We start from the raw sequence: 23,770 nt of genomic DNA, 5'->3' as shown, positions 1-23,770 counted from the left end.
AGGGTTCGGGCGGTCGACCCCCGCGTCCGCGAGCCGACCGCCCGAAATGATCAGCCCGGGCCGGAAACCGGGCCGATCCGCCGGTCCGCTGCCCACCACGCGGCCGCGGCACCGGACGAGGGGAGGTAGGTGCGCGTCTGCTGGGTGACCCGGAGCAGCGCCCGCAACTCGGCGAGCCCTCCCTCGAGCACCCCGGCGGCACGGGCCTGGACCAGGGCGTTGCCCAGGGCCGCGGCCTCGACCGGGCCGGCGACCACCGGCAGGCCGCACGCGTCCGCGGTAAGCTGGCACAGCAACTCGTTGCGGGCGCCCCCGCCGACCAGATGCACCACCTCGACGTCCCGGCCGGAGAGCTCCGCCGCCCGGCGGACGGTGCGCCGGTAGGCCAGCGCGAGGCTGTCGAGGATGCAGCGAACCGTCTCGGCCTGGCTCGAAGGCACGGTCTGCCCCGTTTCCCGGCAGCGCTCCGCGATGCGCGCGGGCATGTCCCCCGGTGGCAGGAAGCGGTCGTCGTCGGGGTCGACCACGGCGGTGAAGGCAGGCACCCGCGCGGCGGCCGCGAGCAGGTCGGCCAGGTCGGCCGGCAGGCCGGCGGCCGCCCAGGTGCGCAGCGACTCCTGCAGCAGCCACAGTCCCATCACGTTGCGCAGGTAGCGCACGGTGCCGTCGACGCCGAGCTCGTTGGTGAACCCGGCCTGGCGGCTGCCCTCGGTGAGCACCGGCGCGTCCAGCTCCAGGCCGACCAGCGACCAGGTGCCGCACGAGACGTAGGCGAACCGGCCGGACTCCGCAGGAACGCCGACGACGGCGGACGCCGTGTCGTGCGACCCGACCGCGGTCACCGGGACCGGCCCGGCCAGCCCCGTCTCGGCGAGCACCTCGGCGGTCAGCTCCCCCAACCGCTCCCCCGGCTGCCGCAGCGGTGGCAGCAGCCCCCGGTCCAGACCAAGCCGGTCGACGACGTCCCACGCCCACTCCCGGGTCGTCGCGTCGAGCAGCCCGGTGGTGGAGGCGTTGGTGACCTCCGCGCCCACCGCGCCGGTGAGCCAGTACGCCAGCAGGTCGGGGACCAGCAACGCCGTCCGGGCGGCGGCGAACTGCGCGCTCCCCCGGGCCGCGGCAAGCTGGAACACCGTGTTGAACGGCAGGTGCTGCAGCCCGTTGACCCGGTACAGCTCGTCGGGCGGGACGACCGCGTGCACGTCCGGCACCGCGGTGGCGTGCCGGCCGTCGCGGTAGTGCAGCGGGTTGCCCAGCAGCGCGCCGTCGGCGTCCAGCAGCCCGACGTCGACCGCCCAGCTGTCGATGCCGACCCCGCCCAGCCGGCCGGCGTCCCGGCCGGCCGCCCGCAACCCGTCGAGCACGCCGGCGTAGAGCCCGAGCACGTCCCAGTGCAGGGTGCCCGCCGTGCGCACCGGCCGGTTGGGGAAGCGGTGCACCTCGTGCAGGTCGAGCCGATCCGGGCCCACCGTCGCGGCCATCACCCGGCCGCTGGAGGCGCCGAGGTCGACGGCCGCGAAGGCGGGCATCAGCGGAGGAAGGCGCCGGCGACGCCGGAGTCGACCGGGATGTGCAGCCCGGTGGTGCGGGTGAGCTCGCCACCGGTCAGCGCGAAGACGGCGTCGGCCACGTGGTCGGGCAGCACCTCGCGCTTGAGCAGCGTGCGCTGGGCGTAGAACTCGCCGAGCTCCTCCTCCTTGACCCCGTAGACGGCCGCGCGCTGCGCACCCCACCCACCGGCGAAGATGCCCGAGCCCCGGACGACCCCGTCGGGGTTGATGCCGTTGACCCGGATCTGGTGCGGCCCGAGCTCCGCCGCCAGCAGCCGCACCTGGTGGGCCTGGTCGGCCTTGGTGGCGCCGTAGGCGAGGTTGTTCGGGCCGGCGAACAGCGAGTTCTTGCTGGAGATGTAGACGACGTCGCCGCCCATCCCCTGCTCGATCATGATGCGCGCCGCCTCGCGGGAGACGAGGAAGCTGCCCTTGGCCATGACGTCGTGCTGGAGGTCCCAGTCGGCCTCGGTGGTCTCCAGCAGCGGCTTCGAGATCGACAGCCCAGCGTTGTTGACCACCAGGTCGACGCCGCCGAACGCGAGGCAGGCCTCGCGGAAGGCGGCGGCCACGGCCTCGGCGTCGCTGACGTCGGCGGCCACGCCGAGCGCGACGTCGGACGAGCCGATCTCCTCCGCGGCGACCTGCGCCTTGGCGAGGTCCAGGTCGGCGACGACGACGCAGGCACCCTCGCGGGCCAGCCGCTGGGCGATCGCCTTGCCGATGCCGCTGGCCGCGCCGGTGACCAGCGCCACCCGGGACGCCAGCGGCTTGGGCTTCGGCATGCGCTGGAGCTTGGCCTCCTCCAGCGACCAGTACTCGATGCGGAACTTCTCGCTCTCGTCGATCGGCGCGTAGCTGGAGACCGCCTCGGCGCCGCGCATCACGTTGATGGCGTTGACGTAGAACTCACCGGCCACCCGCGCGGTCTGCTTGTTGGCGCCGAAGCTGAACATGCCCACGCCCGGCACCAGCACGATCGCCGGGTCGGCGCCGCGCATGGCCGGGCTGTCCGGGGTGGCGTGCCGGGAGTAGTAGGCCGCGTACTCGGCGCGGTACTCCTCGTGCAGCTCCTTCAGCCGCGCGACGACGTCCTCCACCGGGGCGTCGGCCGGCAGGTCGACGACCATCGGGCGCACCTTGGTGCGCAGGAAGTGGTCCGGGCAGGAGGTGCCCAGCGCGGCCAGGGGCGCGAGCTTCTCGCGGGACAGGAACTCCAGGACGACGTCGGAGTCGGTGAAGTGGCCGACCTGCGGCTTGTCGGTGGAGGCCAGTCCGCGGATCACCGGCGCGAGCGCGGCGGCCTTGGCGCGGCGCTGCTCCTGCGGCAGCGGCTCGAAGCCGGGGACGACGGCGCCGAACGGCTCGGCCTTCCCCTTCTCGGCGAGGAACGTCTCCGCGGTGCGGATGATCTCGAGGCTGTTGGCCTCGCACTCCTCGCTGGTGGCGCCCCACGCGGTGATGCCGTGCCCACCGAGGATGCAGCCGATCGCCTGCGGGTTCTTCTCCTTGATCGCGGCGATGTCCAGGCCGAGCTGGAATCCGGGCCGGCGCCACGGCACCCAGACCACGCGGTCGCCGAAGCACTCGCGGGTGAGCGCCTCGCCGTCGGCCGCCGTCGCCAGGGCGATGCCGGAGTCCGGGTGGAGGTGGTCGACGTGCGCGGCGTCGACGAGACCGTGCATCGCGGTGTCGATCGACGGTGCGGCGCCACCGCGGCCGTGCAGGCAGAAGTCGAAGGCGTGGACCATCTCGTCCTCGCGGTCGACACCCGGGTAGACGTCGACGAGCGAGCGGAGCCGGTCCAGCCGGAGGACGGCGAGGCCGGCCTCCTTCAGGGTGCCCAGGTCCCCGCCGGAGCCCTTGACCCAGAGCAGCTCGACCGGCTGCCCGGTGACCGGGTCGGTCTCGCTGCCCTTGGCGGAGGTGTTGCCGCCGGCGTAGTTGGTGTTGCGCGGATCGGCGCCCAGCCGGTTGCTGCGCTCGATGAGGTCACTGACCACGGGGTTGCTCACGTTCGGGAGTCCTCTCTTGATGGCGTTTCGTGCCCAGCCGTGGCCCCCTGCAGGGCCCCGCCGCGAGCGGAGCGAGTGGCGGGGGGCAGGGAGTCCTTTCTCAGGCGCCCCAGCCGGCCTGCTGGCCGCCGACGCGCTCGCGCTCGATGCGCTGCTGGTAGCCGCTGCGTGCATAGGCGGCGTACGGGTCGGGGTCCAGGCCCTGGGACTCCCGCAGCTCGCCCAGCAGCGGGCGGACGTCGGTGCTGAACGCGTCCATGAGCACCGAGTGCGCGTCGAGTACCTCACCGGCCTGCTGCGCGGCCGCCAGGGCCTCGCGGTCGACCAGCAGCGCCTTCGCCGTCGCCTCCTGGACGTTCATCACCGAGCGGATCTGCCCGGGGACCTTCTTCTCCAGGTTGTGGCACTGGTCGAGCATGAAGTTGACGCCGGACTCCGGGCGGAGCGCGTCGTTGCCGACGATCTCGTTCATGATCCGGAACAGCTGGAACGGGTCGGCCGAGCCGACGATCAGGTCGTCGTCGGCGTAGTTGCGGGAGTTGAAGTCGAACGCCCCGAGCCGGCCGGCCCGCAGCAGCTGCATGACGATGAACTCGATGTTGGTGCCCGGGGCGTGGTGGCCGGTGTCGAGGACGACGGTGGCCTGCTCCCCCAGCGCCAGGCAGTGCACCAGCGACGTGCCCCAGTCGGGGATGTCCATCGCGTAGAAGTGCGGCTCGAAGAACTTGTATTCGAGCAGGATCCGCATGTCCGCGTCCAGCATCGCGTAGATCTGCTGGAGGGAGTCGGCCAGCCGGTCCTGCCGGCCGCGCAGGTCGTCCTGGCCCGGGTAGTTGGTGCCGTCGGGCAGCCAGATCTTGAGGTCGGTGGAGCCGGTCTGGCGCATGACCTCGATGCACTGCGCGTGGTGCTCGACCGCGCGGCGGCGCACTGCCGGGTCGGCGTGGGTGAGCGAGCCGAGCTTGTACTCGTCGTCCTGGAACAGGTTCGAGTTGATCGCGCCGATCGTGACGCCGAGGTCGCGGGCGTGTGCGGCCAGCTTGCCGTAGTCGTCGACGAGGTCCCACGGGATGTGCAGCGATACCCGCGGCGCGGCACCGGTGTGGCGGTGCACCTGGGCGGCGTCCTCGAGCTTCTCGTAGGGGTCGCGGGCGACGCCCGGCTGGCCGAACACCTTGAACCGGGTGCCGGAGTTGCCGAACGCCCAGGACGGCAGCTCGATGGTCTGGTCGGCCAGCGCCGCGAGGGCGCCGGTGCGGAGGTCGGTCACGGGCGTGCTCCGTTCGAGTGCGGGGGTGGTGCCTGGTCGAGCGCCGCGAGCTGGGCGTCGAGGTCGAAGACGAGGTCGAGCTGCTGCTTGGCGCGGCCGTCAGCGCCGCCGGGGAGGTCGAAGAAGGGCGCCATCTCGGCCTCCCACCGGGCGCTCACCGCGGTGACGTCCATGGCGGCCTGCGCGCCGGCGAGGTCGTCGGTCTCGACGATGCCGACCAGCAGGCCGTCGTTCCGCAGGAAGAGCTGGTAGTCGCGCCACCCGGCGTCCCGCAGCGCGTGCAGCATCTCCGGCCAGACGGCGGCGTGCCGCTCGCGGTACTCGGCCAGCCGGTCGGGCCGGACCTGGAGGGTGAAGCAGATGCGGGGCACGAGGAAGTTCCTCTCAGGTGTTCGGGCGCGGGCCGGGCCTGCCGCCGCCGACCGGACGACGGCCGGCGGCGGCAGGCGAGGTGCGATCGGCTCAGAAGTCGAACTCGCCGATGTTCTCGGCGTCGAAGACCGTGGGTTCGCCGAGGACGACGACCCCGCCCTCCTCGACGGTGTACTCGCCCAGCTCGCCGGCCTCGAAGGTCTCGCCCTCCTGGCCGGTGATCTGCCCGGCGGCGAGGGCCGCCCCGGCGTAGGCGGCCAGGTAGCCCAGCTCCTCGGGGTTCCAGAGCGCGAACGCCTGGACGGTGCCGTCCTCCACGTACTCGCGCATCTGGTTCGGCGTGCCGAGACCGGTCAGCGCGACCTCGCCCTTGTACTCGGAGCCGGACAGGTACCGCGCCGCCGCTGCGATGCCGACCGTGGTCGGCGAGATGATGGCGTCGAGGTCGGGGTGGGTCGCCAGCAGACCCTGGGTCTCCTGGAAGGACTTCTGGTCCTCGTCGTCGCCGTAGACGGTGGCCACGATCTCGATGCCGGGGTACTCCTCGGCGGCGTACTCCTTCATCATCTCGATCCACGCGTTCTGATTCGTGGCGTTGGCCGTCGCCGACAGGAAGGCCACCTGGCCCTCGCCGCCGATCTGCTCGGCCACCAGGTCGATCTGGGTCTGCGCGATGCCCTCGGCCGTCGCCTGGTTGATGAACAGGTCACGGCACTCGGGGTCGGTGTCGGAGTCGAAGGTGACGACGGCGGCGCCGGCCGAGCGCGCCTGGTCGAGCGCGCCGCAGATCGCGTTCGGGTCGTTGGCCGAGGTCAGGATGACGTCGGCGCCCTGCTGGGTGAGCGTGTTGATGTAGCTCACCTGCGAGGAGGCGCTCGCCTCCGACGGACCGGTGACCGTGAGCTCGCCGTCGAACTCGGAGACGGCTGCCTCCGCGCCGTCGGCGGCGGTGTCGAAGTACGGGTTGTTGACCTGCTTGGGCAGGAAGGCGACGGCGAGGTCGGCGGGGATCTCGGCGTCCGGGTTCGCCTCGGCGGCCGCGCCGCCTCCGCCGCCGGTGGTCTCCTCGTCGCCGCGGGTGGTGCCGCCACAGGCGGCCGTCGCGAGGACGAGGGCGGCGACGGCGACACCCGTCACGCCGCCGCGCAGCGGCCGGCGGCCGGTCAGGAAGCTGGTCATTGGTTCCCTCTCTGGAGTGCGCCGGCGTGAGAGCGGCCGGGGTCGGTGGGTCGGACGGGCACCCGTCGGTGGGTGCACGGCGGTGGTGTCACGGGATCCGGCTCCGGGCAGCGGCACGCCGCCGGACCCATCCGATGACCTGGGGGGCGACCACGGCGGCGATGAGCAGCACGCCGGTCACGATGTTGAGGACGTCGGCCGGCACGCTGGCCAGGCGCAGGGCGTTGCGCACGGCACCGAGGAGGAGCGCGCCGGCGAGGACGCCGACCATCCCTCCCCGGCCGCCGAAGATCGACACCCCGCCCAGCAGGATGGCGGCGACGACCTGCAGCTCGAGCCCGGTGGCGTTGTCGGCGCGGGCGCTGCCGTAGCGGAGGGTCCAGTAGACCCCGCCCAGCGCGGCGATCACCCCGGTGACGACGAACAGCCAGAACTTGGTGCGGGCGACGTCGATGCCGCTGAAGCGGGCGGCGTCCTCGCTGTTGCCGATCGCGTACAGCGACCGCCCGATCGGGGTGGCGTGCAGCACGACGCCGAAGACGAGGACCAGGACCGCGAGGGGGACGGCCGCCACGGGGATCCCCGAGTCGCCGATCGTGCTGATCGCCCACGTGGTCCACGCCCGGGGGAAGTCGGCCACCGCCTGGTCACCGAGCACGACGAAGGCCAGCCCCCGGTAGAGGGCGAGGCTACCGATGGTGACCGCCAGCGACGGCAGGCCCAGCCGGGTCACCAGCGCGCCGTTGACCGCCCCGAGCACGGCGCCCAGGAGCAGGCACAGCGGGACGATGAGCTCCAGCGGGAGGCCGGCGATCCACAGCTGGCCCATCACGGCCCCGGTGAGGCCGACCGTGCTGGCGACCGACAGGTCGATCTCGCCGGTGATGATGACCATCGTCAGCGGGAGCGCGATGAGCACGATGACGATCACGTCGAGCAGCAGGAAGCCGGTGTTGCGCGCGGTGGCGAAGCCCTCGACCGAGAGGGAGGCCAGCAGCACGAAGACGACGAGCACCAGGGTGATGACCCCGTCGCCGGTGCCCAGCAGCCGCATCCGGTCCGACAGCGTCCGCGGCGGCGCCTGGTCCTCGGCGGGCGGGGCGACGGTCTCAATGGCCACGGGAACTCCTCCTCCGCAGGCGCCCGGCCAGGCGCAGCGCGAGCACCCGGTCCAGCGCGATGGCGGCGATGATCAGGGCGCCGACGGCGGCGTTGCGCCAGAACGGGTCGATGCCGAGCTGCGGCAGGGCGGTGCCGATGGTGGTGAGGAGCAGGGCGCCGAGCGCCGCGCCGGCCACCGAGCCGCTCCCGCCGAAGATGGCCACGCCGCCGACGACGGCGGCGGCGACGACGGTCAGCTCGTATCCGGTGCCGGCGGTCGCGTCCAGCGTCTGGAAGCGGGCCGCGTACAGCACCCCGGCCAGCCCCGCGAGCGCCCCGTTGACCACGAACGCGGTGAGCACCCGCCGGCCGACCGGGATGCCGGACAACCGCGCGGCGTCCGGGTCCGAGCCGATGCCGTACATCTCCCGGCCGCTGCGGTAGCTCCGCAGGTAGTAGCCCGCGACGAGCACCACCAGGACGGCGACGAGGAAGAGCACCGGGATGCCGAGCAGCCGGGCGGTCCCCAGGGACTTGAACCCGCTGGGCAGATCGGCGGCGTTGATCTGCAGCCGGCCGCTGGTGCTGGCCCACAGGGCGTCGATGCCGCGGAAGACGTAGAGCGTGCCCAGGGTGACCACGAGCGAGGGCACCTTCGCGACGGCGACGATCACGCCGTTGACGACGCCCGCGACGGCGCCGACCGCCATGCCGACGAGCACCGCCAGCAGTACCGGCGTGTCCGGCTGCGTCGCCAGCAGCGTCCCGGTCGCGTAGGCCGACAGGCCGAGCGTCGAGCCGACGGAGAGGTCGACGTTCCGGGTGATGATCACCATCGTCTGGCCGGCCGCCAGCACCGTCAGGATGGACGCCGACAACAGCAGGTCGCGGATGTTCTGCTGGGAGAGGAACCGCGGCTGGACGACCACCGTCACGACGACGAGCAGCAGCAGCGCGGCGAGGATGCCGAACTCGCGGACGGCGAACAGCCGGTGCACCAGCGGGCTGCCGCCGGTGCCGCGGCCGGACGTCTCCTCCGGGGCGGCGGGAGGCCGGGTGACCGCCGTGCTCACGACGCCACCGCCGTGCGGGTCGCCTGACCGGTGGCCGCGAGCATCACGTTGCTCTCGTCGGCCCGGGAGCGCGGGATGTCGTCGACCAGCCGCCCCTCGTGCATGACGAGGACGCGGTCAGCCATGCCCAGCACCTCGGGGAGCTCGCTGGAGACCATGACGACCGCCATCCCCTCCGCGGCGAGCTGCGACATCAGCCGGTGCACCTCCGCCTTGGTGCCGACGTCGATGCCCCGGGTCGGCTCGTCGACGATCAGCACCTTCGGCCCGGTGGAGAGCCACTTGGCCAGCACGACCTTCTGCTGGTTGCCGCCGGACAGGGTGGAGACGGGATCGCTGAGCCTGCCCGCCTTCACCTGCATCCGCCGGGTCCACTCCGACGCGGCGTCACGCTCGCGCCGGGCGGACAGCCAGCCCCGCCGGGACAGGGCCCACCGGCGGGTGAGCGTGGTGTTGCGCTCGACGGAGAGCTCCATGACCAGGCCCTGCTGACGGCGGTCCTCGGGCACCAGCGCGACGCCGGCGGCCATGGCCGCTGCGGGGCTGCCCCGGCGGAGCTCCTGGCGGGCGACGCGCACGGTGCCGGCGTCGTAGGGGTCGACGCCGAACACCGCGCGCACGACCTCGCTGCGGCCCGCCCCGACCAGGCCGGCCAGCGCGACGATCTCACCGGCGCGCACGTCGAAGGAGACGTCGCTGAAGACCCCGGCGCGGGTGAGCCCGCGGACCTCGAGCAGCACCTCGCCGGGCTCGACGTCCTGCTTGGGGAAGAGGGTGGCGACCTCGCGGCCCACCATCGCGTGCACGACCCGGTCGACGGTCAGCTCCGAGGTGCGTTCGGTGGAGACCCACTCGCCGTCGCGCATGACGGTGATCCGGTCGCAGAGTTCGAACACCTCGTCGAACCGGTGGGAGATGAACAGCACCGCGGCGCCGGCCTCCCGCAGGGCGCGGGCGACGGCGAACAGCCGCTCGACCTCGACGCCGGACAGCGCGGCGGTCGGCTCGTCCATGACCAGCACCCGCGCGTCGAACGACAGCGCCTTGGCGATCTCCACCATCTGCTGGTCGGCGATCGACAGGCCACGCGCGGGTCGGTCGGGGTCCAGGTCCACGCCGAGGCGGTCGAACAGCTCGCGGCACCGCGCGGCCATCGCCTTGCGGTCGATGCGCCGGCCGGCCGTCAGGGGCTGCCGGCCCATGAAGATGTTCTCCGCGACCGACAGGTCGGGGAAGAGCGTGGGCTCCTGGTAGATCACCGCGATGCCCGCGGCCCGTGCGGTCGCCGGGCTGTCCAGGCGCGCCGGCTCGCCGTCCAGGAGGACCCGCCCGCCGTCGGGGGCGTGCACCCCGGCGAGGATCTTCACCAGCGTCGACTTGCCCGCGCCGTTCTCGCCGACCAGGGCGTGCGCCTCACCGGCGCGCAGCTCCAGGCGGGCGCCGCGGAGCGCGGCAACCGCCCCGAAGGACTTGCGCACGTCCTCCAGCGCGAGGACGACGTCGCCGGGCGTCGCCGGCTCCCTCGTGTGGTCCACAGTGACCGCCTCCGTGTCCGTAGCACCGCTGTGAATCGTTTCACCAGCGATGTGACGGCCACCATAGGAAGGCCGTGATTGTTGTGTCAACCGCCACATCTCGGCCGTGATGCGAGCGTGACCCGGGCGCGCGCTATGCGGTTGACACGTTTCAGACAGTGGCCCCATCATGGCCTGCACCGGGTCTCGCGCGAGGTCCGTCGACGCGCGCCCGAGGAGGAGCACTGACCGCCAGCATCCGGGACGTCGCCGGCCGGGCGGGCGTCTCGGTGGGCACGGTCAGCAACGTCCTGAACCGGCCGGAGGCGGTCGGCCCCGCCACCCGCGAGCGCGTGCTCGCCGCGATCGCGGAGCTCGGCTTCGTCCGGAACGAGTCCGCCCGGCAGTTGCGCGCCGGGTCCAGCCGGACCGTGGGGCTCGTGGTCCTGGACATCGCGAACCCGTTCTTCACCGATGTCGCCCGTGGCGTGGAGGAGGTGGTGGACGCCGCCGGGCTGTCGCTGATCCTCTGCAACACCGACGACCGCCCGGAGCGGGAGACCGCGCACCTGGCCGCCCTCGCCGAGCAGCGGGTGCACGGCGTGCTCATCACGCCCACCGCCGAGCTCAGCCCGGACCTCGCCGCCCTTCGCAGGAGAGGCGTACCCGTCGTGCTGCTCGACCGCCGGGCTCCGGACGGTGACCAGTGCGCGGTCGCCACCGACGACGTCCTCGGTGGCCGGATCGCCGCCGAGCACCTGCTCGAGCGCGGCCACCGGCGCATCGCCTTCATCGGGGGCGCCTCCGGACTGCCGCAGGTGCAGGAGCGGCACGCCGGCGTGGCCAGCGCCGTCCGCGAGGCGTCGGGCGCCGAGCTCACCGTCCTGTCCCCGGAGGAGCTCACGGTGGCCGGCGGACGCGAGGCGGCGGGGCGGATCATCGGCATCCCCGCCACCCGGCGCCCGACCGCCGCGATCTGCGCCAACGACCTGCTCGCGCTGGGTGTGCTGCAGGAGATGGTCCGGCACCGCGTGCGGGTCCCCGACGAACTGGCGATCGTCGGCTACGACGACATCGACTTCGCGGCCGCCGCCGCCGTCCCGCTCACCTCGGTGAGCAAGCCGCGGCACGCCATGGGCCGCCGCGCCGCGCAGCTGCTCCTGGACGAGGCGCGCGAGGGCCACGTCCACGAGCAGCCCGTCTTCGAGCCGGTGCTCGTCGTCCGCGAGTCGAGCATGGTCCGGCGGGATCCGCCGCCCGACCGGGAGGGGATCCGATGAAGGTCGCGCTCTTCGCCACCTGCCTGGTCGACACGATGGTGCCGCGGGTCGCCGAGGCGACGGCGGTGCTGCTGGAGCGGCTCGGCCACGAGGTGGTCGTGCCCCCGGGCCAGAGCTGCTGCGGGCAGATGCACGTCAACACCGGCTACCGGCGCGAGGCGGTGCCCGTCATCGCCAACCACGTGCGCGCGTTCGCCGGGGCGGAGGCGATCGTGGCGCCGTCCGGCTCCTGCGTCGCCTCCATCCACCACCAGCAGGCCGCCGTCGCCCGCCGCGCCGGGGAGCACGCGCTCGCCGACGACGCCGCGGCGCTGGCCGAGCGGACCTACGAGCTGTCGCAGTTCCTGGTCGACGTCCTGGGCGTCACCGATGTCGGGGCGTACTACCCGCACCGGGTCACCTACCACCCGACCTGCCACTCGCTGCGGATGCTGAGGGTCGGCGACCGGCCGCTGCGCCTGCTGCGCGCCGTCCGCGGCCTGGAGCTGGTCGAGCTGCCCGCGGCCGACCAGTGCTGCGGGTTCGGCGGCACGTTCGCGGTCAAGAACGCCGAGACCTCGACCGCGATGCTCACCGACAAGATGGCCAACGTGCTCGCCACGCACGCCGAGGTGTGCACCGCGGGCGACGCCTCCTGCCTCATGCACATCGGCGGCGGGCTCTCCCGCCTCCGGGCCGGCACGCGCACGGTGCACCTGGCCGAGATCCTCGCGTCGACGGAGGACGCCGTGACCCCCGAGCAGTCGACCCGACCGGCGGTGCGCTCGTGACCGCCGTCTTCCTGGGCATCCCGACCGCTCCCCGGGGCATCGGGCACCTGCGCGGCGACCGGTCGTTCCCCGACGCCGCGCGCGACTCGCTGCGCGACGGGCAGCTGCGCGCCAACCTCGGCCATGCCACGGCGACGATCCGGGGCAAGCGGGCCGCCGTGGTCGGCGAGGTGCCCGACTGGGCGGAGCTGCGCGAGGCCGGCCGGGCGATCAAGGCCGCCACGATGGCCCGGCTCGACGAGCACCTGGTCGCCCTGGAGGAGCAGGTCACCGCCCGCGGCGGCACGGTGCACTGGGCCCGCGACGCCACCGAGGCCAACCGGATCGTCCTCGACCTGGTGCAGGCCACCGGCACCGACGAGGTGGTCAAGGTCAAGTCGATGGCCACCCAGGAGATCGGGCTCAACGAGGCGCTGGAGGCCGCGGGTATCGCGGCGCACGAGACCGACCTCGCCGAGCTGATCGTGCAACTGGGCGAGGACCGGCCGTCGCACATCCTGGTCCCGGCGATCCACAAGAACCGGGCCGAGATCCGCGAGATCTTCCTGCGCACCATGCCCGGGGTGGACCCCGAGCTCACCGACGACCCCCGTCGGCTGGCCATGGCGGCGCGGGCGCACCTGCGCGAGCGCTTCCTCCGGGCCCGCGTGGCGATCAGCGGGGCGAACTTCGCCGTCGCCGAGACCGGCACCCTCGCCGTCGTCGAGTCCGAGGGCAACGGGCGCATGTGCCTGACGCTCCCGCAGACCCTCATCACCGTGATGGGCATCGAGAAGGTGGTGCCCACCTGGACCGACCTCGAGGTCTTCCTGCAGCTGCTCCCCCGCTCCTCGACGGGCGAGCGGATGAACCCCTACACCTCGCTGTGGGCCGGGGTCACGCCCGATGACGGACCGCAGGAGTTCCACCTCGTGCTGGTCGACAACGGTCGGACGGCGGTGCTCGCCGACGAGGTGGGGCGCGAGGCGCTGCACTGCATCCGCTGCTCGGCGTGCCTGAACGTCTGCCCGGTGTACGAGCGCGCCGGTGGCCACGCCTACGGATCGGTGTACCCCGGGCCGATCGGCGCCGTGCTCTCCCCCCAGCTCACCGGCGTCGAGGACAACGCGTCGCTGCCGTACGCCTCGTCCCTGTGCGGCGCCTGCTACGACGTCTGCCCGGTGGCGATCGACATCCCCTCGATCCTGGTGCACCTGCGCGCCGAGCACGTCGAGGCCCAGACGCGCACGACCCCTGAAGCAGCGGCCTTTCGCCTCCTCTCCCGCGTGATGGCCTCCCCGCGGCTCTGGCGGCTCGCCCAGCGGGCCGCCGGTCTGGGCCGGTTCCTGGCCCGTGGGCGGCCGACCCTCCCGGCCACGCTGCCGCCGCCGCTGTCGGCCTGGACCCGGTCCCGCGACCTCCCCACTCCGCCCGGGAAGACCTTCACTTCTCAGTGGGCCGAGGAGCACCGGCGGTGAGCGCGCGCGAGGAGGTGCTCGGGCGGATCCGCACGGCGCTGGGCCCGGACCGGCGCGCCGAGGAGCCCGTCCGGCGCGACTACCGGCGGCGCGACGACCGCCCCGCCGCCGTGCTGCACGAGGTGCTCACCGACCGGCTGGAGGACTACAAGGCCACGGTGGTGCGCTGCGCGCCGGCCGAGGTGGCCTCCACCGTGGCCCGGTCGCTCGGCGACCTGGACCTGCCCCCCGACGCCGTCGTCGTCGCGCCGGACCTGCCCGCGGACTGGCGGCCCGACGGCGCGGTGCCGGACGACGGCCGGCCCGCGGTCGGGCTGGCGTCCTTCGGCGCGTCGGTCACCGGGGTGGCCGTGGCCGTGGCCGAGACCGGCACGCTGGTGCTGGACGGCTCCCCGAGCTGCGGCCGGCGGGCCCTGTCGCTGCTGCCCGACGTCCTGGTGTGCGTGGTGACGGCGGACCAGGTCGTCGGCGGGGTCCCCGAGGCGCTCGCCCGGCTGGAACCGACGGCCCCGCTCACGATGATCAGCGGCCCGTCGGCGACCAGCGACATCGAGCTGCAGCGCGTCGAGGGCGTGCACGGCCCGCGCACCCTGGTCGTCGTCCTCGCCGGCTGACCGGCCGATCGGCCGGACGGCCACCCTCTCCGGCGGAACGGTGCCTAGCCTCGGGTGCGTGCCCTTCACGCTTCCCGACGCCCACCTGCTCGCCCTGGAGGCGCACGAGGGCCAGGTGGACGAGGACGGCCGCGACCACTACCTGGCGCAGCTGCGGCCGCTCGCCGAGGCGCTGCGGCCGTTCGGACCCGAGGCCGAGATGGCCGGCGTGCTCAAGGACGTCGTGGCGGGCACCCGCGACCACCCCGACCCGGCCCGCCGGTACGACCTGGACCGGTTGCGGGCCCTCGGGGTGCCGGGCGTGGTGGTCGAGGCGATCGACGCGGGGACCCCGCGCCCGGGCGAGCCCTACCTGTCCGGGTTCGTCCGCCGGGTGGCCGCCCACCCGCTGGCCCGCCTGGTGAAGCTGGTGGAGAACAAGGCCGACCTCGCCGCCACGGAGCGGCTGGCGGGCACCGACCCCGACCGGGCACGCACCCTCCGCGAGGGCCGCTACCGCCCGGTCCGCCGGATGCTCCTGTCCGCCGAGGCCGCCGACCGGGTGCACGGCCACCGCATCCTGGTCTGACGGGCCGGCGCCGCACCCGCTGTGTCGGCCCGTGGTGGTGTCGCCCCGTGCCGACACCACCACCACGGGTCGACGACCGGCGCGGCCCGCCGGCGGGTCAGCCTCCCGGCGCGAGCGCGGACGACAGCTCCGCGCACACCTGGGCGAGGGCCTGCGGCGCGCTGCGGCAGAGCGTCGGGAAGGCCAGGTACCCGTGCGGCATCCCGACGTAGGTCGTTGCCCGCACCGGCACCCGCGCGGCCCGCAGCGTCTCCGCGTAGCGCAGCCCGTCGTCGCGGATCGGATCGTGCTCGGCGACCTGCACCAGCGCCGGCGGCAGGCCGCCGTGGTCGGCGGCGAGCAGCGGCGAGACGTAGGGGTGGGTGCGGTCCCGGTCGCCCAGGTAGTGGGCGCGGTAGGCCTCCATGTCGCGCCGGGTGAGGATCGGGGCGTCGGCGTTCTCGGCGATGGAGGCGCTGCCGAACGTCAGGTCGGTCGCCGGGTAGAGCAGCGCCTGGACGGCGATCGCCGGCCCGGACCGGTCGCGGGACATGAGCGCGACGACCGCGGCCAGGTTCCCCCCGGCGCTGTCGCCCATAACCGCCAGCCGGCCCGGATCGGCCCCCAGCTCGCCGGCGCGGGCGGCGACGTCGACCAGCGCCGCGTAGCAGTCCTCGGGCGCGGCGGGCCACGGGTGCGCCGGCGCGAGGCGGTAGTCGATCGACACCACGACGGCGCCCACGGTCGCGGCCACGTTGCTGCACAGCCAGTCGGCCTGGTCGAGCGAGCCGAGCACCCAGCCGCCGCCGTGGAAGTTGACCACGAGCGGCAGCGGCCCGCCGGCGGCGCCGCGGGGGCGGTAGACCCGCATCGCCAGCGGTCCCGCCGCGCCGGCGGTGACGCCGTCCTGCAGGGTCACCCCCGGCGCCACCCCGCCCAGGAGCAGGTCGGTCAAGGGGTTGTGCCCGGGCGAGCGCTCCTGGACGCGAGCGAGCCGCTCGGCGTCCAGGGTGGCGACCGACCCCAGCCGCAGCGCCCGCCCGAGCAGCCGCACCCGCAGGTCGAGGCGAGCCACGTCAGCGCCCGAGGATGCCCAGGTCGACCGGCAGCTGGACGCCGGTCACGTGCCGGGCCTCGTCCGACGCCAGCCAGGCCACCGCGGAGGCGATGTCCTCCGGCTGGGAGATCGGGTCGGGCAGCGCGCCCATCAGCATCGGCGCCAGCGTGGTGGAGAACTGCTGGGCCAGCTCGAACATCTCCGCCGGCTGCATGCCGGTGGCCACGCCGTGCGGGTGCACGGTGTTGACCCGGATGTTGTGCTGCCCGAGCTCGTTCGCCATGGTCCGCGCCAGGCCGACGATGCCGTGCTTGCTGGCCGCGTAGTCGGCGAGGAACGGCAGCCCCCGCAGCCCGGCCACCGAGCTGATCACGATGATCGAGCCGCCGGTGCCCTGCTCCAGCAGCACCGGCACGGTCGCCTTCATCGTGAAGAACGTGCCGGTGAGGTTGGTGTCGATCGTCTCCTGCCACTTCTCCACCGGGATCTCCCAGGACATCGAGCCCGAGCAGATGCCGGCGTTGGCGACGACGACGTCGAGCCGGCCGAACTCCGCCACTCCGTCGCGGACCACGGACATCTGCCCGTCGAGGTCGCGGACGTCGACCTTGCGGGCCAGGATGCACCGCCCCTGCACCTCGACCAGGCGGGCGGTCTCGGCGAGGTCCTCCTCGGTGGGACCGGCGTAGGACGTGGTCTTCGCCGTCTCGCAGTTGTCGATCGCGATGACGTCGGCGCCCTCGGCCGCGAGCCGGACCGCATGGGCGCGGCCCTGGCCGCGGGCGGCGCCGGTGACGTAGGCGACCTTGCCGGCGAGCCGGCCGGACGTGCTGGTGGTCACGCATTCCTCCGGGGGTGAGGGAACCGGCGCGCGGTCGCGCGCCGGGCGGGTAGGGGCCGGGCTCAGGCGGGCCGGCGGGCCATGCGCCGGGCGGCGCGCAGTCCGAAGACGGCGGCGGGGCCGATGGTGGAGCCCGGGCCGGGATAGGTCCGGCCCATGACGGAGGCGGAGTTGTTGCCCGCGGAGTACAGGCCCTCGATGACCGAGCCGTTCTCGCGCAGCGCACGACCGTCGGGGTCGGTGACCACGCCGCCCTTGGTGCCGAGGTCACCGATGACCACGCGGAACGCGGTGAACGGGCCCTTCTCCAGCGGACCGAGGCACGGGTTGGGCCGCACGGTCGGGTCGCCGTAGTAGCGGTCGTAGGCGGAGTTGCCCCGCCCGAAGTCGCCGTCGATGCCGGCGCGGGCGAACCCGTTGAACCGCTGGACGGTCGCCTGCAGCCGGCCCGGCTCCATGCCCAGCCGCTCGGCCAGCTGCGGGATGCTCCCGGCCTTGACCATGATCCCGGCTTCGCGCATCGCCTTGTTCAGCCGCGGGTCCAGGGCGAACGTCCGCAGGTACCGGCGGGCGTGCCGGGCATCGGCGATGAGCCAGTACGGGCCGTCCTTGTCGTGCTCGAGCATGTGGTGGCCGAGGTCGACGTAGGACTCCGACTCGTTCGCGAAGCGGTCACCGCGGGCGTCGGTCATGAGCGAGTAGGGCATCGACCGCTCCCCCACGATGAACGCCGACGTGTGCCCGGCGGGGGCGGCGACCGACGCGCCCCACCACGCCTCGTCCATGAGCTCCAGGGCCGTCCCCGCGCGCTGCGCGATCTCGATCGGGCCACCGACGTTGCCGGGGTTCCCCGACGGCGAGCCGTCGATGCCGTGGTGCTTCTGCCGCCAGTCGCGGTTGTGCTCGAACCCACCGCCGGCCAGCATCACGCCGCGCACGGCGCGGATGCGCACCTCGCGACCGTTGCGGCGGACCCGCACGCCCACCACGCGCTCGTCGTCGAGGACCAGGTCCTCCAGCGGCGCCTGCAGCCAGAGCGGCACCTTCCCGTCGACCACGACGGCCTTGCAGAAGGCGGTGGCCAGGGCGACCCCGATCCCGACCACCCGCCGCCCGCGGGCGACACCACCGAGCGCGCGGAACACGAACCGCGCGCCGCGCACGAACCCGCCCGGGGTGGACCAGGCCCGGCCCAGCAGCCATACGTCGTCGGTCTTCACCGGGAGCGGCACCGCGTTGCGCAGGGTCGACCACCAGTCGCCGATCTGCTTGGAGTCCAGCGGCTCGGCCTCGAGCGAGCGGCCGATCTTGCCGCCGGGGAGCTCGGGGTAGTAGTCGGGGTAGTCCTTCGCCCGGGCGAAGGCGAGGCCGTGCCGTTCCGCCGTCGTCACGAAGCCGGCGACACCGTCGACGAACGCCTCCTTGCGCTCCCGCGTCGCGGCGCGCCCCTCGTCGCCGACCGTCGCCTCCAGGTAGGCGAGCGCCTCCTCCCGGGAGTCACCGGCGCCGGCGCGGCGCATGAGCGGGTTGTCCGGCAGCCACATGCCACCCCCGGACATCGCCGTGCTCCCGCCCCACTTCTCCGTGCCCTCCAGCAGGAGCACGCTGAGCCCCTCGTCCAGGGCGCCCAGCGCGGTGGCGAAGCCGGCGCCACCGGTACCGACCACGACGACGTCGTAGGTCTCGTCGAACTGCTCCACGCTCCCGGCCACGGTGCCCTCCTCGCCCACCGACCGGACAGTATTGTCCGGATCGCTAGGGTGTGAGCATGGCCACGTCGGGCGGGAGAGTCAACCGGGGTCCGGCAGCGGCTCCGGACAACCGGCGGGCGATCCTGCAGGCGGCCCGCCGGGTCATGGCCGCGGGTGGCTACCGGGTGCCGCTGAGCGCGATCGCCCGCGAGGCGGGCGTGGGGCAGGGCGTGCTCTACCGGCACTTCCCGACGCGGCTGGATCTGGCGTTCGCCGTGTTCGAGGACAACTTCGCCGAACTCGAGGCGATCGCCGCCGATCGGGACGCCGGGTCTCTCGGCCGGCTGTGGAGTCGCCTGGTCGACCAGGCCATCGAGACCACGGCCTTCGTCGAGATGGTCGTCGACGCCCGCCGGAACCTGCCCGAGTACGACGGGGCGGAGCGGCTGCTCAGCCTGGTGGAGGCCACCCTGCGCCCCGCCCGCGACGCCGGGGTCGCCCCCCCGGAGGTCACCGCCGACGACGTGCTGCTCGCCCTCCGGATGACCTTCGGCGTGGTCATGACCGCCGCGACACCGGACGCCGTCCGGCCCGCCGTCGACCGGGCCCTGGCACTGCTGGACCCGCCGTGGGCCCGGCCGCGTGCCGGGGTCAGCCGGTGAAGGCCTCGATCTCGGCGAGCCGGGAGGGGGTCACCGTCTTCAGCCGGGCGACGGCGCGCGCCAGCGGGACCAGCTCGATCTCCGTCCCCCGCAGCGCGACCATCTGACCGGTACGGCCCTCGTGCGCAGCGATGGTGGCATGCAGGCCGAAGCGGGTCGCCAGCACGCGGTCGAACGACGTCGGGGTCCCACCGCGCTGGACGTGCCCCAGCACCGTGGCCCGCACCTCCTTGCCGGTGCGCCGCTCCAGCTCCTCCCCCAGCTGCTGGGTGACGCCGGTGAACCGGCGGTGGCCGAACTCGTCGACGCCGCCGCGACGGAAGGCCATCTGCCCGGGCAGCGGCTCGGCCCCCTCGGCGACGACGCCGATCACGTGGGACGCCCCGCGGGCGAACCGGTCGCAGACCAGCCGCACCACCTCGTCCACGTCGAACGGCTGCTCGGGCACCAGGGTCAGATGGGCGCCGGCGGCCAGGCCGGCGTGCAGCGCGATCCACCCGGCGTGCCGGCCCATCACCTCGACCAGCAGCACGCGCTGGTGCGACTCGGCGGTCGTGTGCAGCCGGTCGATGAGCTCGGTGGCGATGCTGACCGCGGTGTCGAAGCCGAACGTCAGATCGGTGCCGTCGATGTCGTTGTCGATCGTCTTCGGGATGCCCACCACCGGCACGCCGGCCTCCGACAACACGTGGGCCGCGGTGAGGGTGCCCTCCCCGCCGATGGGGACGAGGACGTCGACCCCGTGCTCGTCGAGCGTGCCGATCATCTCCTCGATGCCGGCGTGCAGCTTCTCCGGAGCGACGCGGGCCGAGCCGAGCGTCGTGCCACCGCGGGTGAGCAGGCCGTCGACCGCGGCCACGTCCAGCGGCGTCCAGCGGTTCTCCAGCAGCCCGCGCCAGCCGTCGCGGAAGCCGATCACCTCGCTGCCGTAGTGGGCACCGGCGGTGCGCACCACCGAACGGATGACGGCGTTGAGGCCGGGGCAGTCCCCGCCTCCGGTCAGGATTCCGATGCGCACCGGCTGGCTCCTCGCGCTCGTGGGCCGGGTTGACCCGACCATACGTCATGACGTCTCGACGACCGCCCGCCGACGCGCGGGGTGACTGCGAGCCGTCGGCGCGGCGCGCCTGCCGGTCACCGCCCGGGGCGGAAGGGGTTCCGGCCGGGCCGGAACAGCGTCTCCTGGGTGAAGCTCGCGCCGAGCACACCGCCGGCCGTGGTGATCGATCCGGTGTACCAGCCCCGCCCCCCGGACACGGTGCGCGGCACCATGTCCATGAGCACCCAGTCGTCCAGCGGCGCGTGGCGGTGGAACCAGACGGCGTGGTCCAGGCTCGGGCCGGGGGCGGCCTCGTCGTCGGGCAGCGCCGACAGCCCGGTCCCGATGTCGGAGAGGTAGGTCAGCACGCAGGCGTGCACCAGGCGGTCGGCCGGCAGCGGCACGGTGGCCCGCGCCCAGAAGCGGGTCGGCCAGTGCGCGTCCGGGTAGGGCTGCGGGGGCCGGCGGCTCTCCATGGAGAACACCCGGGGCAGCTCGAAGACCGGCAGCCCGTCCGGCGCCTCGACGGCGGGGGTCGGCTGCACCTGCTGGTCCGGGCCGGGACCGGGCACCGCGAACGAGGCCGACATGCTGAACACGACCTCGCCGCCCTGGAGGGCGACCACCCGCCGGGCCGAGAACGAGCCGCCGTCGCGGTCGCGGTCCACGCGGAAGATCGTCGGGCGGGCGGCGTCACCGCTGCGCAGGAAGTAGCCGTGCAGCGAGTGCGGGAGGCGGTCCGTGGCGACCGTGCGCCCGGCGGCGTACAGCGCCTGCGCGGCCACCTGCCCGCCGTACAGCGGGAAGGGGTCGCTGAACAGCAGGGTGCTGCGGTACAGGTCGCGGTCGATCTCCTCCAGAGCCAGGACGTCGAGGACCGTCGGCCCCGCCGCTCGGCGTGCGTCGTCGGCAGCCACGGTCTCCACGCAGGGCACCCTAACCGGGTCCTCGGATCGGGTTAGGGTCCCCTCTGTACCGTCGCCAGTCGTGATGAGCGAGCCACGGAACGGCGACGGACGACCGCCCCGCAGACGGATCCCCCGGATCGGCGAGGTGGTCCGGACCTCGTGGCTCACCCCGCACATGGTCCGCGTCGTGCTCGGCGGCGAGGGCCTGGCCGGCTTTCCCGACGGCGAGTTCACCGACCGCTACGTCAAGCTGCTCTTCCCGCCCGCGGACGCGTCCTACGCGGTCCCCTACGACGTCGAGCAGGTGCGTGCCGAGCTGCCCGCCGACCAGTGGCCGGTCACCCGCACCTACACGGTGCGCGCGTGGGACGCCGCCGCCGGCGAGCTGACCATCGACTTCGTCCACCACGGCGACGAGGGGCTCGCCGGCCCCTGGGCCGCCGCGGCCCGGCCCGGCGACCGGATCCAGTTCATGGGACCGGGCGGCGCCTACGCGCCCCGGCCGGACGCCGACTGGCACCTCCTCGCCGGCGACGAGGCCGCGCTCCCCGCCATCGCCGCGTCCCTCGACCGGCTGCCGGCCGGCGCACGGGCGCTGGTGTTCGTGGAGGTGGCCGGGCCCGAGGAGGAGCAGACCGACCTGGCTCTCTCCCCCACCGTCGACCTGCGCTGGCTGCACCGGGGCGACGCGCTGCCCGGTGTGGCCCTGGTCCAGGCGGTCGAGGCCACCCAGCTCCCGCCGGGGAACGGGCACGTGTTCGTGCACGGCGAGGCGTACGCCGTCCGCGACCTGCGGCGCCACCTGCGGGCCGAGCGCGGGCTCGACCCGGAGTGGACGTCGATCTCCGGCTACTGGCGGCGCGGAGACACCGAGGACGCCTGGCAGTCGGGCAAGCGCCAGTGGAACGCCGCGATCGAGGCCGAGGACGCCGTCGGTCGCTGACCGTCAGCCCCCGAGCGGCGGGGCGAGCTCCGCCGCGCCCGGCGCCTCCGGGCCGCCGACGACAGGGTGCACCACCCCGGCGCTCCCGCCGCCGCGGCGCTCCACCTCCGCGGCGGCCAGCAGCAGGCCGCCCGGCAGGTACTCGATGCCCGTGGCCGCGCCGAGCTCCTCCACGACGGTGAACTCGTGCCCGAGGGCGGTGAGCGGCTCGCCGTACGCGTCGACGAACGCCGGCTCCGCGCTGACCGCGGCCGTGTTGCGCTGGCTGGCGCGCGGGGCGGCGATCGCCTCCGCCAGGTCCATGTTGCGGTCGACGCGGTTCACCAGCGTCTGCAGGACGGTCGTGATGATCGTGCTGCCGCCCGGCGAGCCGAGGGCCAGGACCGGCTCGCCGTCGTGCAGGACGATCGTCGGCGCCATGCTGCTGCGCGGGCGCTTCCCCGGGGCGGGCAGGTTCGGCTCGGGCCGGGTGGGGTCGGCGGCGGCGAACGTGAAGTCGGTCAGCTCGTTGTTCAGCAGGAACCCGCGGCCGGGCACCGTGATCCCGCTGCCCCCGGTCTGCTCGATGGTCAGCGTGTAGCTGGCGATGTTGCCGGCGGCGTCGCCGACCGTGAGGTGGGTCGTGGACGGACCCTCCGCACCCTCCTCCACCGTCGGCCCCTCGCCGGCCGGGCAGGGGGCGTACTCGCCGTCCGGGTCGCCCGCGGGGGTGGGCTTCGCCAGCACCGCATCCGGCGCAATGGCGCAGGCTCGCTCCGTGGCGAACCGGTCCGAGAGGAGCTCGGCCAGCGGCACCTGGTTGTACGCCGGGTCGCCGACGTAGGCGTTCCGGTCGGCGAACGCCAGCGCGCTCGCCTCCAGGTAGGCGTGCAGCACCGGCACCTCGGGCAGCGAGGCGAGCGGGAAGGGCTCCAGGATGTTCAGCGCCTCACCGACGGTCGAGCCGCCGCTGGACGGAGGGGCCATGCCGTAGACCTCGAGTCCCCGGTAGCCGACCCGGGTCGGCTCCCGGAGCGGCGCCTCGTACAGCGCTAGGTCCACGGCCTCCAGCAGACCCGGCCGGACCTCCGCGGCCCCCTCCGCCTCGGGCGGGTCCTGCACCGTCGCCACGATCTCCTCGGCCAGCTCCCCCGTGTAGAGCGGGTCCACCCCCTTGCCGGCCAGCAGCCGGTAGGTGTCGGCCAGGTCGGGGTTGCGGAACACCGATCCCACCTCGGGCAGGGCGCCGCCGGGGAGGAAGAGCTCGGCGGTCGGCGCGAACATGCGGAACCTCTCCTCGTTGTCCGCCGTCTGCTGCCGGAACGTCTCGTCGACGACGAAGCCCTCGTCGGCCAGCCGGGTCGCACCGCCGAGCGCGTCGGCCAGCGACCAGGTGCCGAACTCCTCCAGCGCCGTCACCCAGGTGGCCGGGGTGCCCGGCGTGCCCACCGACAGACCGCTCGAGACTGCCTCGGCGAACGGGATCGGGTCGCCCGCCTCGTCGAGGAAGGCGTCCGCGCCCATGGCCAGCGGTGCGGTCTCCCGGCCGTCGATCGTGGTGACCTCTCCGGTTGCGGCGTCGTAGTAGACGAAGAAGCCGCCCCCGCCGATGCCCGCCGAGTACGGCTCCGTGACGCCCAGCGCGGCGGCCGTGGCCACCGCCGCGTCCGCAGCGTTGCCACCGGCGGCCAGGACGTCCAGCCCCACCCGGGTCGCGTCGGGGTCGACCGTGGCGACCGCGCCCCCGGTGCCCACGGCCAGCGCGCGCTTCTCCGGGGGCGCCCCGCCCGGAGCGTCGTGCGGGGCGGCGCTCGCGGGGCCGCCCGCCACGAGGGCGCCGCCGGCGAGCGCAGTCAGGGCCAGGAGGGTGGTACGCGGACGCGGCATGGGAGCTCCTCGGGCGTCATC

Annotated in this window: 21 protein-coding genes; 7 read left to right on the top strand and 14 right to left on the bottom strand. The window is 74.1% G+C overall.

All coding sequences use genetic code 11. The features are described from left to right. Window positions 1–50: 50 nt before the first annotated feature. The 8 genes from ACI8AG_RS00725 to ACI8AG_RS00690 all read right to left on the bottom strand — a co-directional run bounded on the left by ACI8AG_RS00725 (window position 51) and on the right by ACI8AG_RS00690 (window position 10,095). Complete coding sequence (locus ACI8AG_RS00725; protein ID WP_456595517.1) at window positions 51–1,529, bottom strand: rhamnulokinase; 1,479 nt, start codon at window positions 1,527–1,529, stop codon at window positions 51–53. Next, entirely contained in the window at window positions 1,529–3,565 is a 2,037-nt protein-coding gene (locus ACI8AG_RS00720) for a bifunctional aldolase/short-chain dehydrogenase (RefSeq protein ID WP_456595516.1), read from the bottom strand. The genes ACI8AG_RS00725 and ACI8AG_RS00720 overlap by 1 nt, the downstream gene beginning before the upstream one ends. A 100-nt stretch (window positions 3,566–3,665) precedes the next feature. Continuing rightward, a complete protein-coding gene (rhaI, locus tag ACI8AG_RS00715) occupies window positions 3,666–4,835 on the bottom strand; it encodes an L-rhamnose isomerase (protein WP_456595515.1) in 1,170 nt (389 codons plus the stop codon). After that, entirely contained in the window at window positions 4,832–5,206 is a 375-nt protein-coding gene (locus ACI8AG_RS00710) for an L-rhamnose mutarotase (RefSeq protein WP_456595514.1), read from the bottom strand. The genes rhaI and ACI8AG_RS00710 overlap by 4 nt, the downstream gene beginning before the upstream one ends. Before the next feature lie 91 nt (window positions 5,207–5,297). After that, complete coding sequence (gene rhaS / locus ACI8AG_RS00705) at window positions 5,298–6,386, bottom strand: rhamnose ABC transporter substrate-binding protein (protein WP_456595513.1); 1,089 nt, start codon at window positions 6,384–6,386, stop codon at window positions 5,298–5,300. An 88-nt stretch (window positions 6,387–6,474) separates the two neighbouring features. Beyond that, window positions 6,475–7,506 carry an ABC transporter permease gene (locus tag ACI8AG_RS00700; RefSeq protein ID WP_456595512.1) on the bottom strand — a complete coding sequence of 344 codons (1,032 nt, stop codon included), beginning with the start codon at window positions 7,504–7,506 and terminating at the stop codon, window positions 6,475–6,477. After that, window positions 7,496–8,560 (bottom strand): ABC transporter permease, encoded by a 1,065-nt coding sequence (locus ACI8AG_RS00695; protein ID WP_456595511.1) that lies wholly within the window; start codon window positions 8,558–8,560, stop codon window positions 7,496–7,498. Before ACI8AG_RS00695 ends, ACI8AG_RS00700 begins: the two co-directional genes overlap by 11 nt. Further along, entirely contained in the window at window positions 8,557–10,095 is a 1,539-nt protein-coding gene (locus ACI8AG_RS00690; protein ID WP_456595510.1) for a sugar ABC transporter ATP-binding protein, read from the bottom strand. Before ACI8AG_RS00690 ends, ACI8AG_RS00695 begins: the two co-directional genes overlap by 4 nt. 158 nt (window positions 10,096–10,253) lie before the next feature. Between ACI8AG_RS00690 and ACI8AG_RS00685 the strand changes: the two genes are divergently transcribed. The 5 genes from ACI8AG_RS00685 to ACI8AG_RS00665 are packed head-to-tail and all read left to right on the top strand — an operon-like array spanning window position 10,254 to window position 14,763. After that, entirely contained in the window at window positions 10,254–11,354 is a 1,101-nt protein-coding gene (locus ACI8AG_RS00685) for a LacI family DNA-binding transcriptional regulator (protein ID WP_456595509.1), read from the top strand. Continuing rightward, a complete protein-coding gene (locus ACI8AG_RS00680) occupies window positions 11,351–12,124 on the top strand; it encodes a (Fe-S)-binding protein (RefSeq protein WP_456595508.1) in 774 nt (257 codons plus the stop codon). The genes ACI8AG_RS00685 and ACI8AG_RS00680 overlap by 4 nt, the downstream gene beginning before the upstream one ends. Beyond that, window positions 12,121–13,581, top strand: coding sequence for a LutB/LldF family L-lactate oxidation iron-sulfur protein (locus ACI8AG_RS00675; protein ID WP_456595507.1), 1,461 nt, complete (start codon window positions 12,121–12,123; stop codon window positions 13,579–13,581). Before ACI8AG_RS00680 ends, ACI8AG_RS00675 begins: the two co-directional genes overlap by 4 nt. Then, window positions 13,578–14,195, top strand: coding sequence for a LutC/YkgG family protein (locus ACI8AG_RS00670; RefSeq protein WP_456595506.1), 618 nt, complete (start codon window positions 13,578–13,580; stop codon window positions 14,193–14,195). The genes ACI8AG_RS00675 and ACI8AG_RS00670 overlap by 4 nt, the downstream gene beginning before the upstream one ends. A 58-nt stretch (window positions 14,196–14,253) precedes the next feature. After that, entirely contained in the window at window positions 14,254–14,763 is a 510-nt protein-coding gene (locus tag ACI8AG_RS00665; protein WP_456595505.1) for a phosphohydrolase, read from the top strand. A 97-nt stretch (window positions 14,764–14,860) separates the two neighbouring features. Here ACI8AG_RS00665 and ACI8AG_RS00660 read toward each other — a convergent pair whose 3' ends face one another. The 3 genes from ACI8AG_RS00660 to ACI8AG_RS00650 all read right to left on the bottom strand — a co-directional run bounded on the left by ACI8AG_RS00660 (window position 14,861) and on the right by ACI8AG_RS00650 (window position 18,370). Further along, window positions 14,861–15,817, bottom strand: coding sequence for an alpha/beta hydrolase fold domain-containing protein (locus ACI8AG_RS00660; RefSeq protein ID WP_456595504.1), 957 nt, complete (start codon window positions 15,815–15,817; stop codon window positions 14,861–14,863). A 1-nt stretch (window position 15,818) separates the two neighbouring features. Continuing rightward, entirely contained in the window at window positions 15,819–16,640 is an 822-nt protein-coding gene (locus ACI8AG_RS00655; protein WP_456595503.1) for a mycofactocin-coupled SDR family oxidoreductase, read from the bottom strand. Between the two features lie 62 nt (window positions 16,641–16,702). After that, a complete protein-coding gene (locus tag ACI8AG_RS00650; RefSeq protein ID WP_456595502.1) occupies window positions 16,703–18,370 on the bottom strand; it encodes an FAD-binding protein in 1,668 nt (555 codons plus the stop codon). Between the two features lie 38 nt (window positions 18,371–18,408). Here ACI8AG_RS00650 and ACI8AG_RS00645 point away from each other — a divergent pair, with 38 nt between their 5' ends. Next, a complete protein-coding gene (locus ACI8AG_RS00645) occupies window positions 18,409–18,993 on the top strand; it encodes a TetR/AcrR family transcriptional regulator (RefSeq protein WP_456595501.1) in 585 nt (194 codons plus the stop codon). On the opposite strand, the gene ACI8AG_RS00640 is transcribed toward ACI8AG_RS00645, so the two are convergent. Together ACI8AG_RS00640 and ACI8AG_RS00635 are read right to left on the bottom strand one after the other, a co-directional pair. Next, entirely contained in the window at window positions 18,983–20,011 is a 1,029-nt protein-coding gene (locus tag ACI8AG_RS00640) for an ATP-dependent 6-phosphofructokinase (RefSeq protein ID WP_456595500.1), read from the bottom strand. The two genes, ACI8AG_RS00645 and ACI8AG_RS00640, sit on opposite strands and share 11 nt — an antisense overlap. 116 nt (window positions 20,012–20,127) lie before the next feature. Next, window positions 20,128–20,958: an acyl-CoA thioesterase gene (locus ACI8AG_RS00635; RefSeq protein ID WP_456595499.1), complete on the bottom strand. Its 831-nt coding sequence runs from the start codon at window positions 20,956–20,958 to the stop codon at window positions 20,128–20,130. A gap of 64 nt (window positions 20,959–21,022) precedes the next feature. Here ACI8AG_RS00635 and ACI8AG_RS00630 point away from each other — a divergent pair, with 64 nt between their 5' ends. Beyond that, a complete protein-coding gene (locus tag ACI8AG_RS00630; RefSeq protein WP_456588280.1) occupies window positions 21,023–21,883 on the top strand; it encodes a siderophore-interacting protein in 861 nt (286 codons plus the stop codon). A 3-nt stretch (window positions 21,884–21,886) separates the two neighbouring features. Here the strand turns inward: ACI8AG_RS00630 and ggt are convergent, their stop codons facing one another. Then, a complete protein-coding gene (ggt, locus tag ACI8AG_RS00625; RefSeq protein ID WP_456595498.1) occupies window positions 21,887–23,749 on the bottom strand; it encodes a gamma-glutamyltransferase in 1,863 nt (620 codons plus the stop codon). Window positions 23,750–23,770: the final 21 nt, after the last annotated feature.

This window comes from Blastococcus sp. SYSU DS0552 (assembly GCF_054050815.1).
This window is presented reverse-complemented; position numbering and strand designations above follow the sequence as displayed.

What these genes read in the sequence shown, in the direction of transcription:
- ACI8AG_RS00725 (WP_456595517.1), bottom strand. Translation starts at nt 1,529, where the DNA reads ATGCCCGCCTTCGCGGCCGTCGACCTCGGCGCCTCCAGCGGCCGGGTG.
- rhaS (WP_456595513.1), bottom strand. Translation starts at nt 6,386, where the DNA reads ATGACCAGCTTCCTGACCGGCCGCCGGCCGCTGCGCGGCGGCGTGACG.
- ACI8AG_RS00680 (WP_456595508.1), top strand. Translation starts at nt 11,351, where the DNA reads ATGAAGGTCGCGCTCTTCGCCACCTGCCTGGTCGACACGATGGTGCCG.
- ACI8AG_RS00645 (WP_456595501.1), top strand. Translation starts at nt 18,409, where the DNA reads ATGGCCACGTCGGGCGGGAGAGTCAACCGGGGTCCGGCAGCGGCTCCG.
- ACI8AG_RS00630 (WP_456588280.1), top strand. Translation starts at nt 21,023, where the DNA reads ATGAGCGAGCCACGGAACGGCGACGGACGACCGCCCCGCAGACGGATC.
- ggt (WP_456595498.1), bottom strand. Translation starts at nt 23,749, where the DNA reads ATGCCGCGTCCGCGTACCACCCTCCTGGCCCTGACTGCGCTCGCCGGC.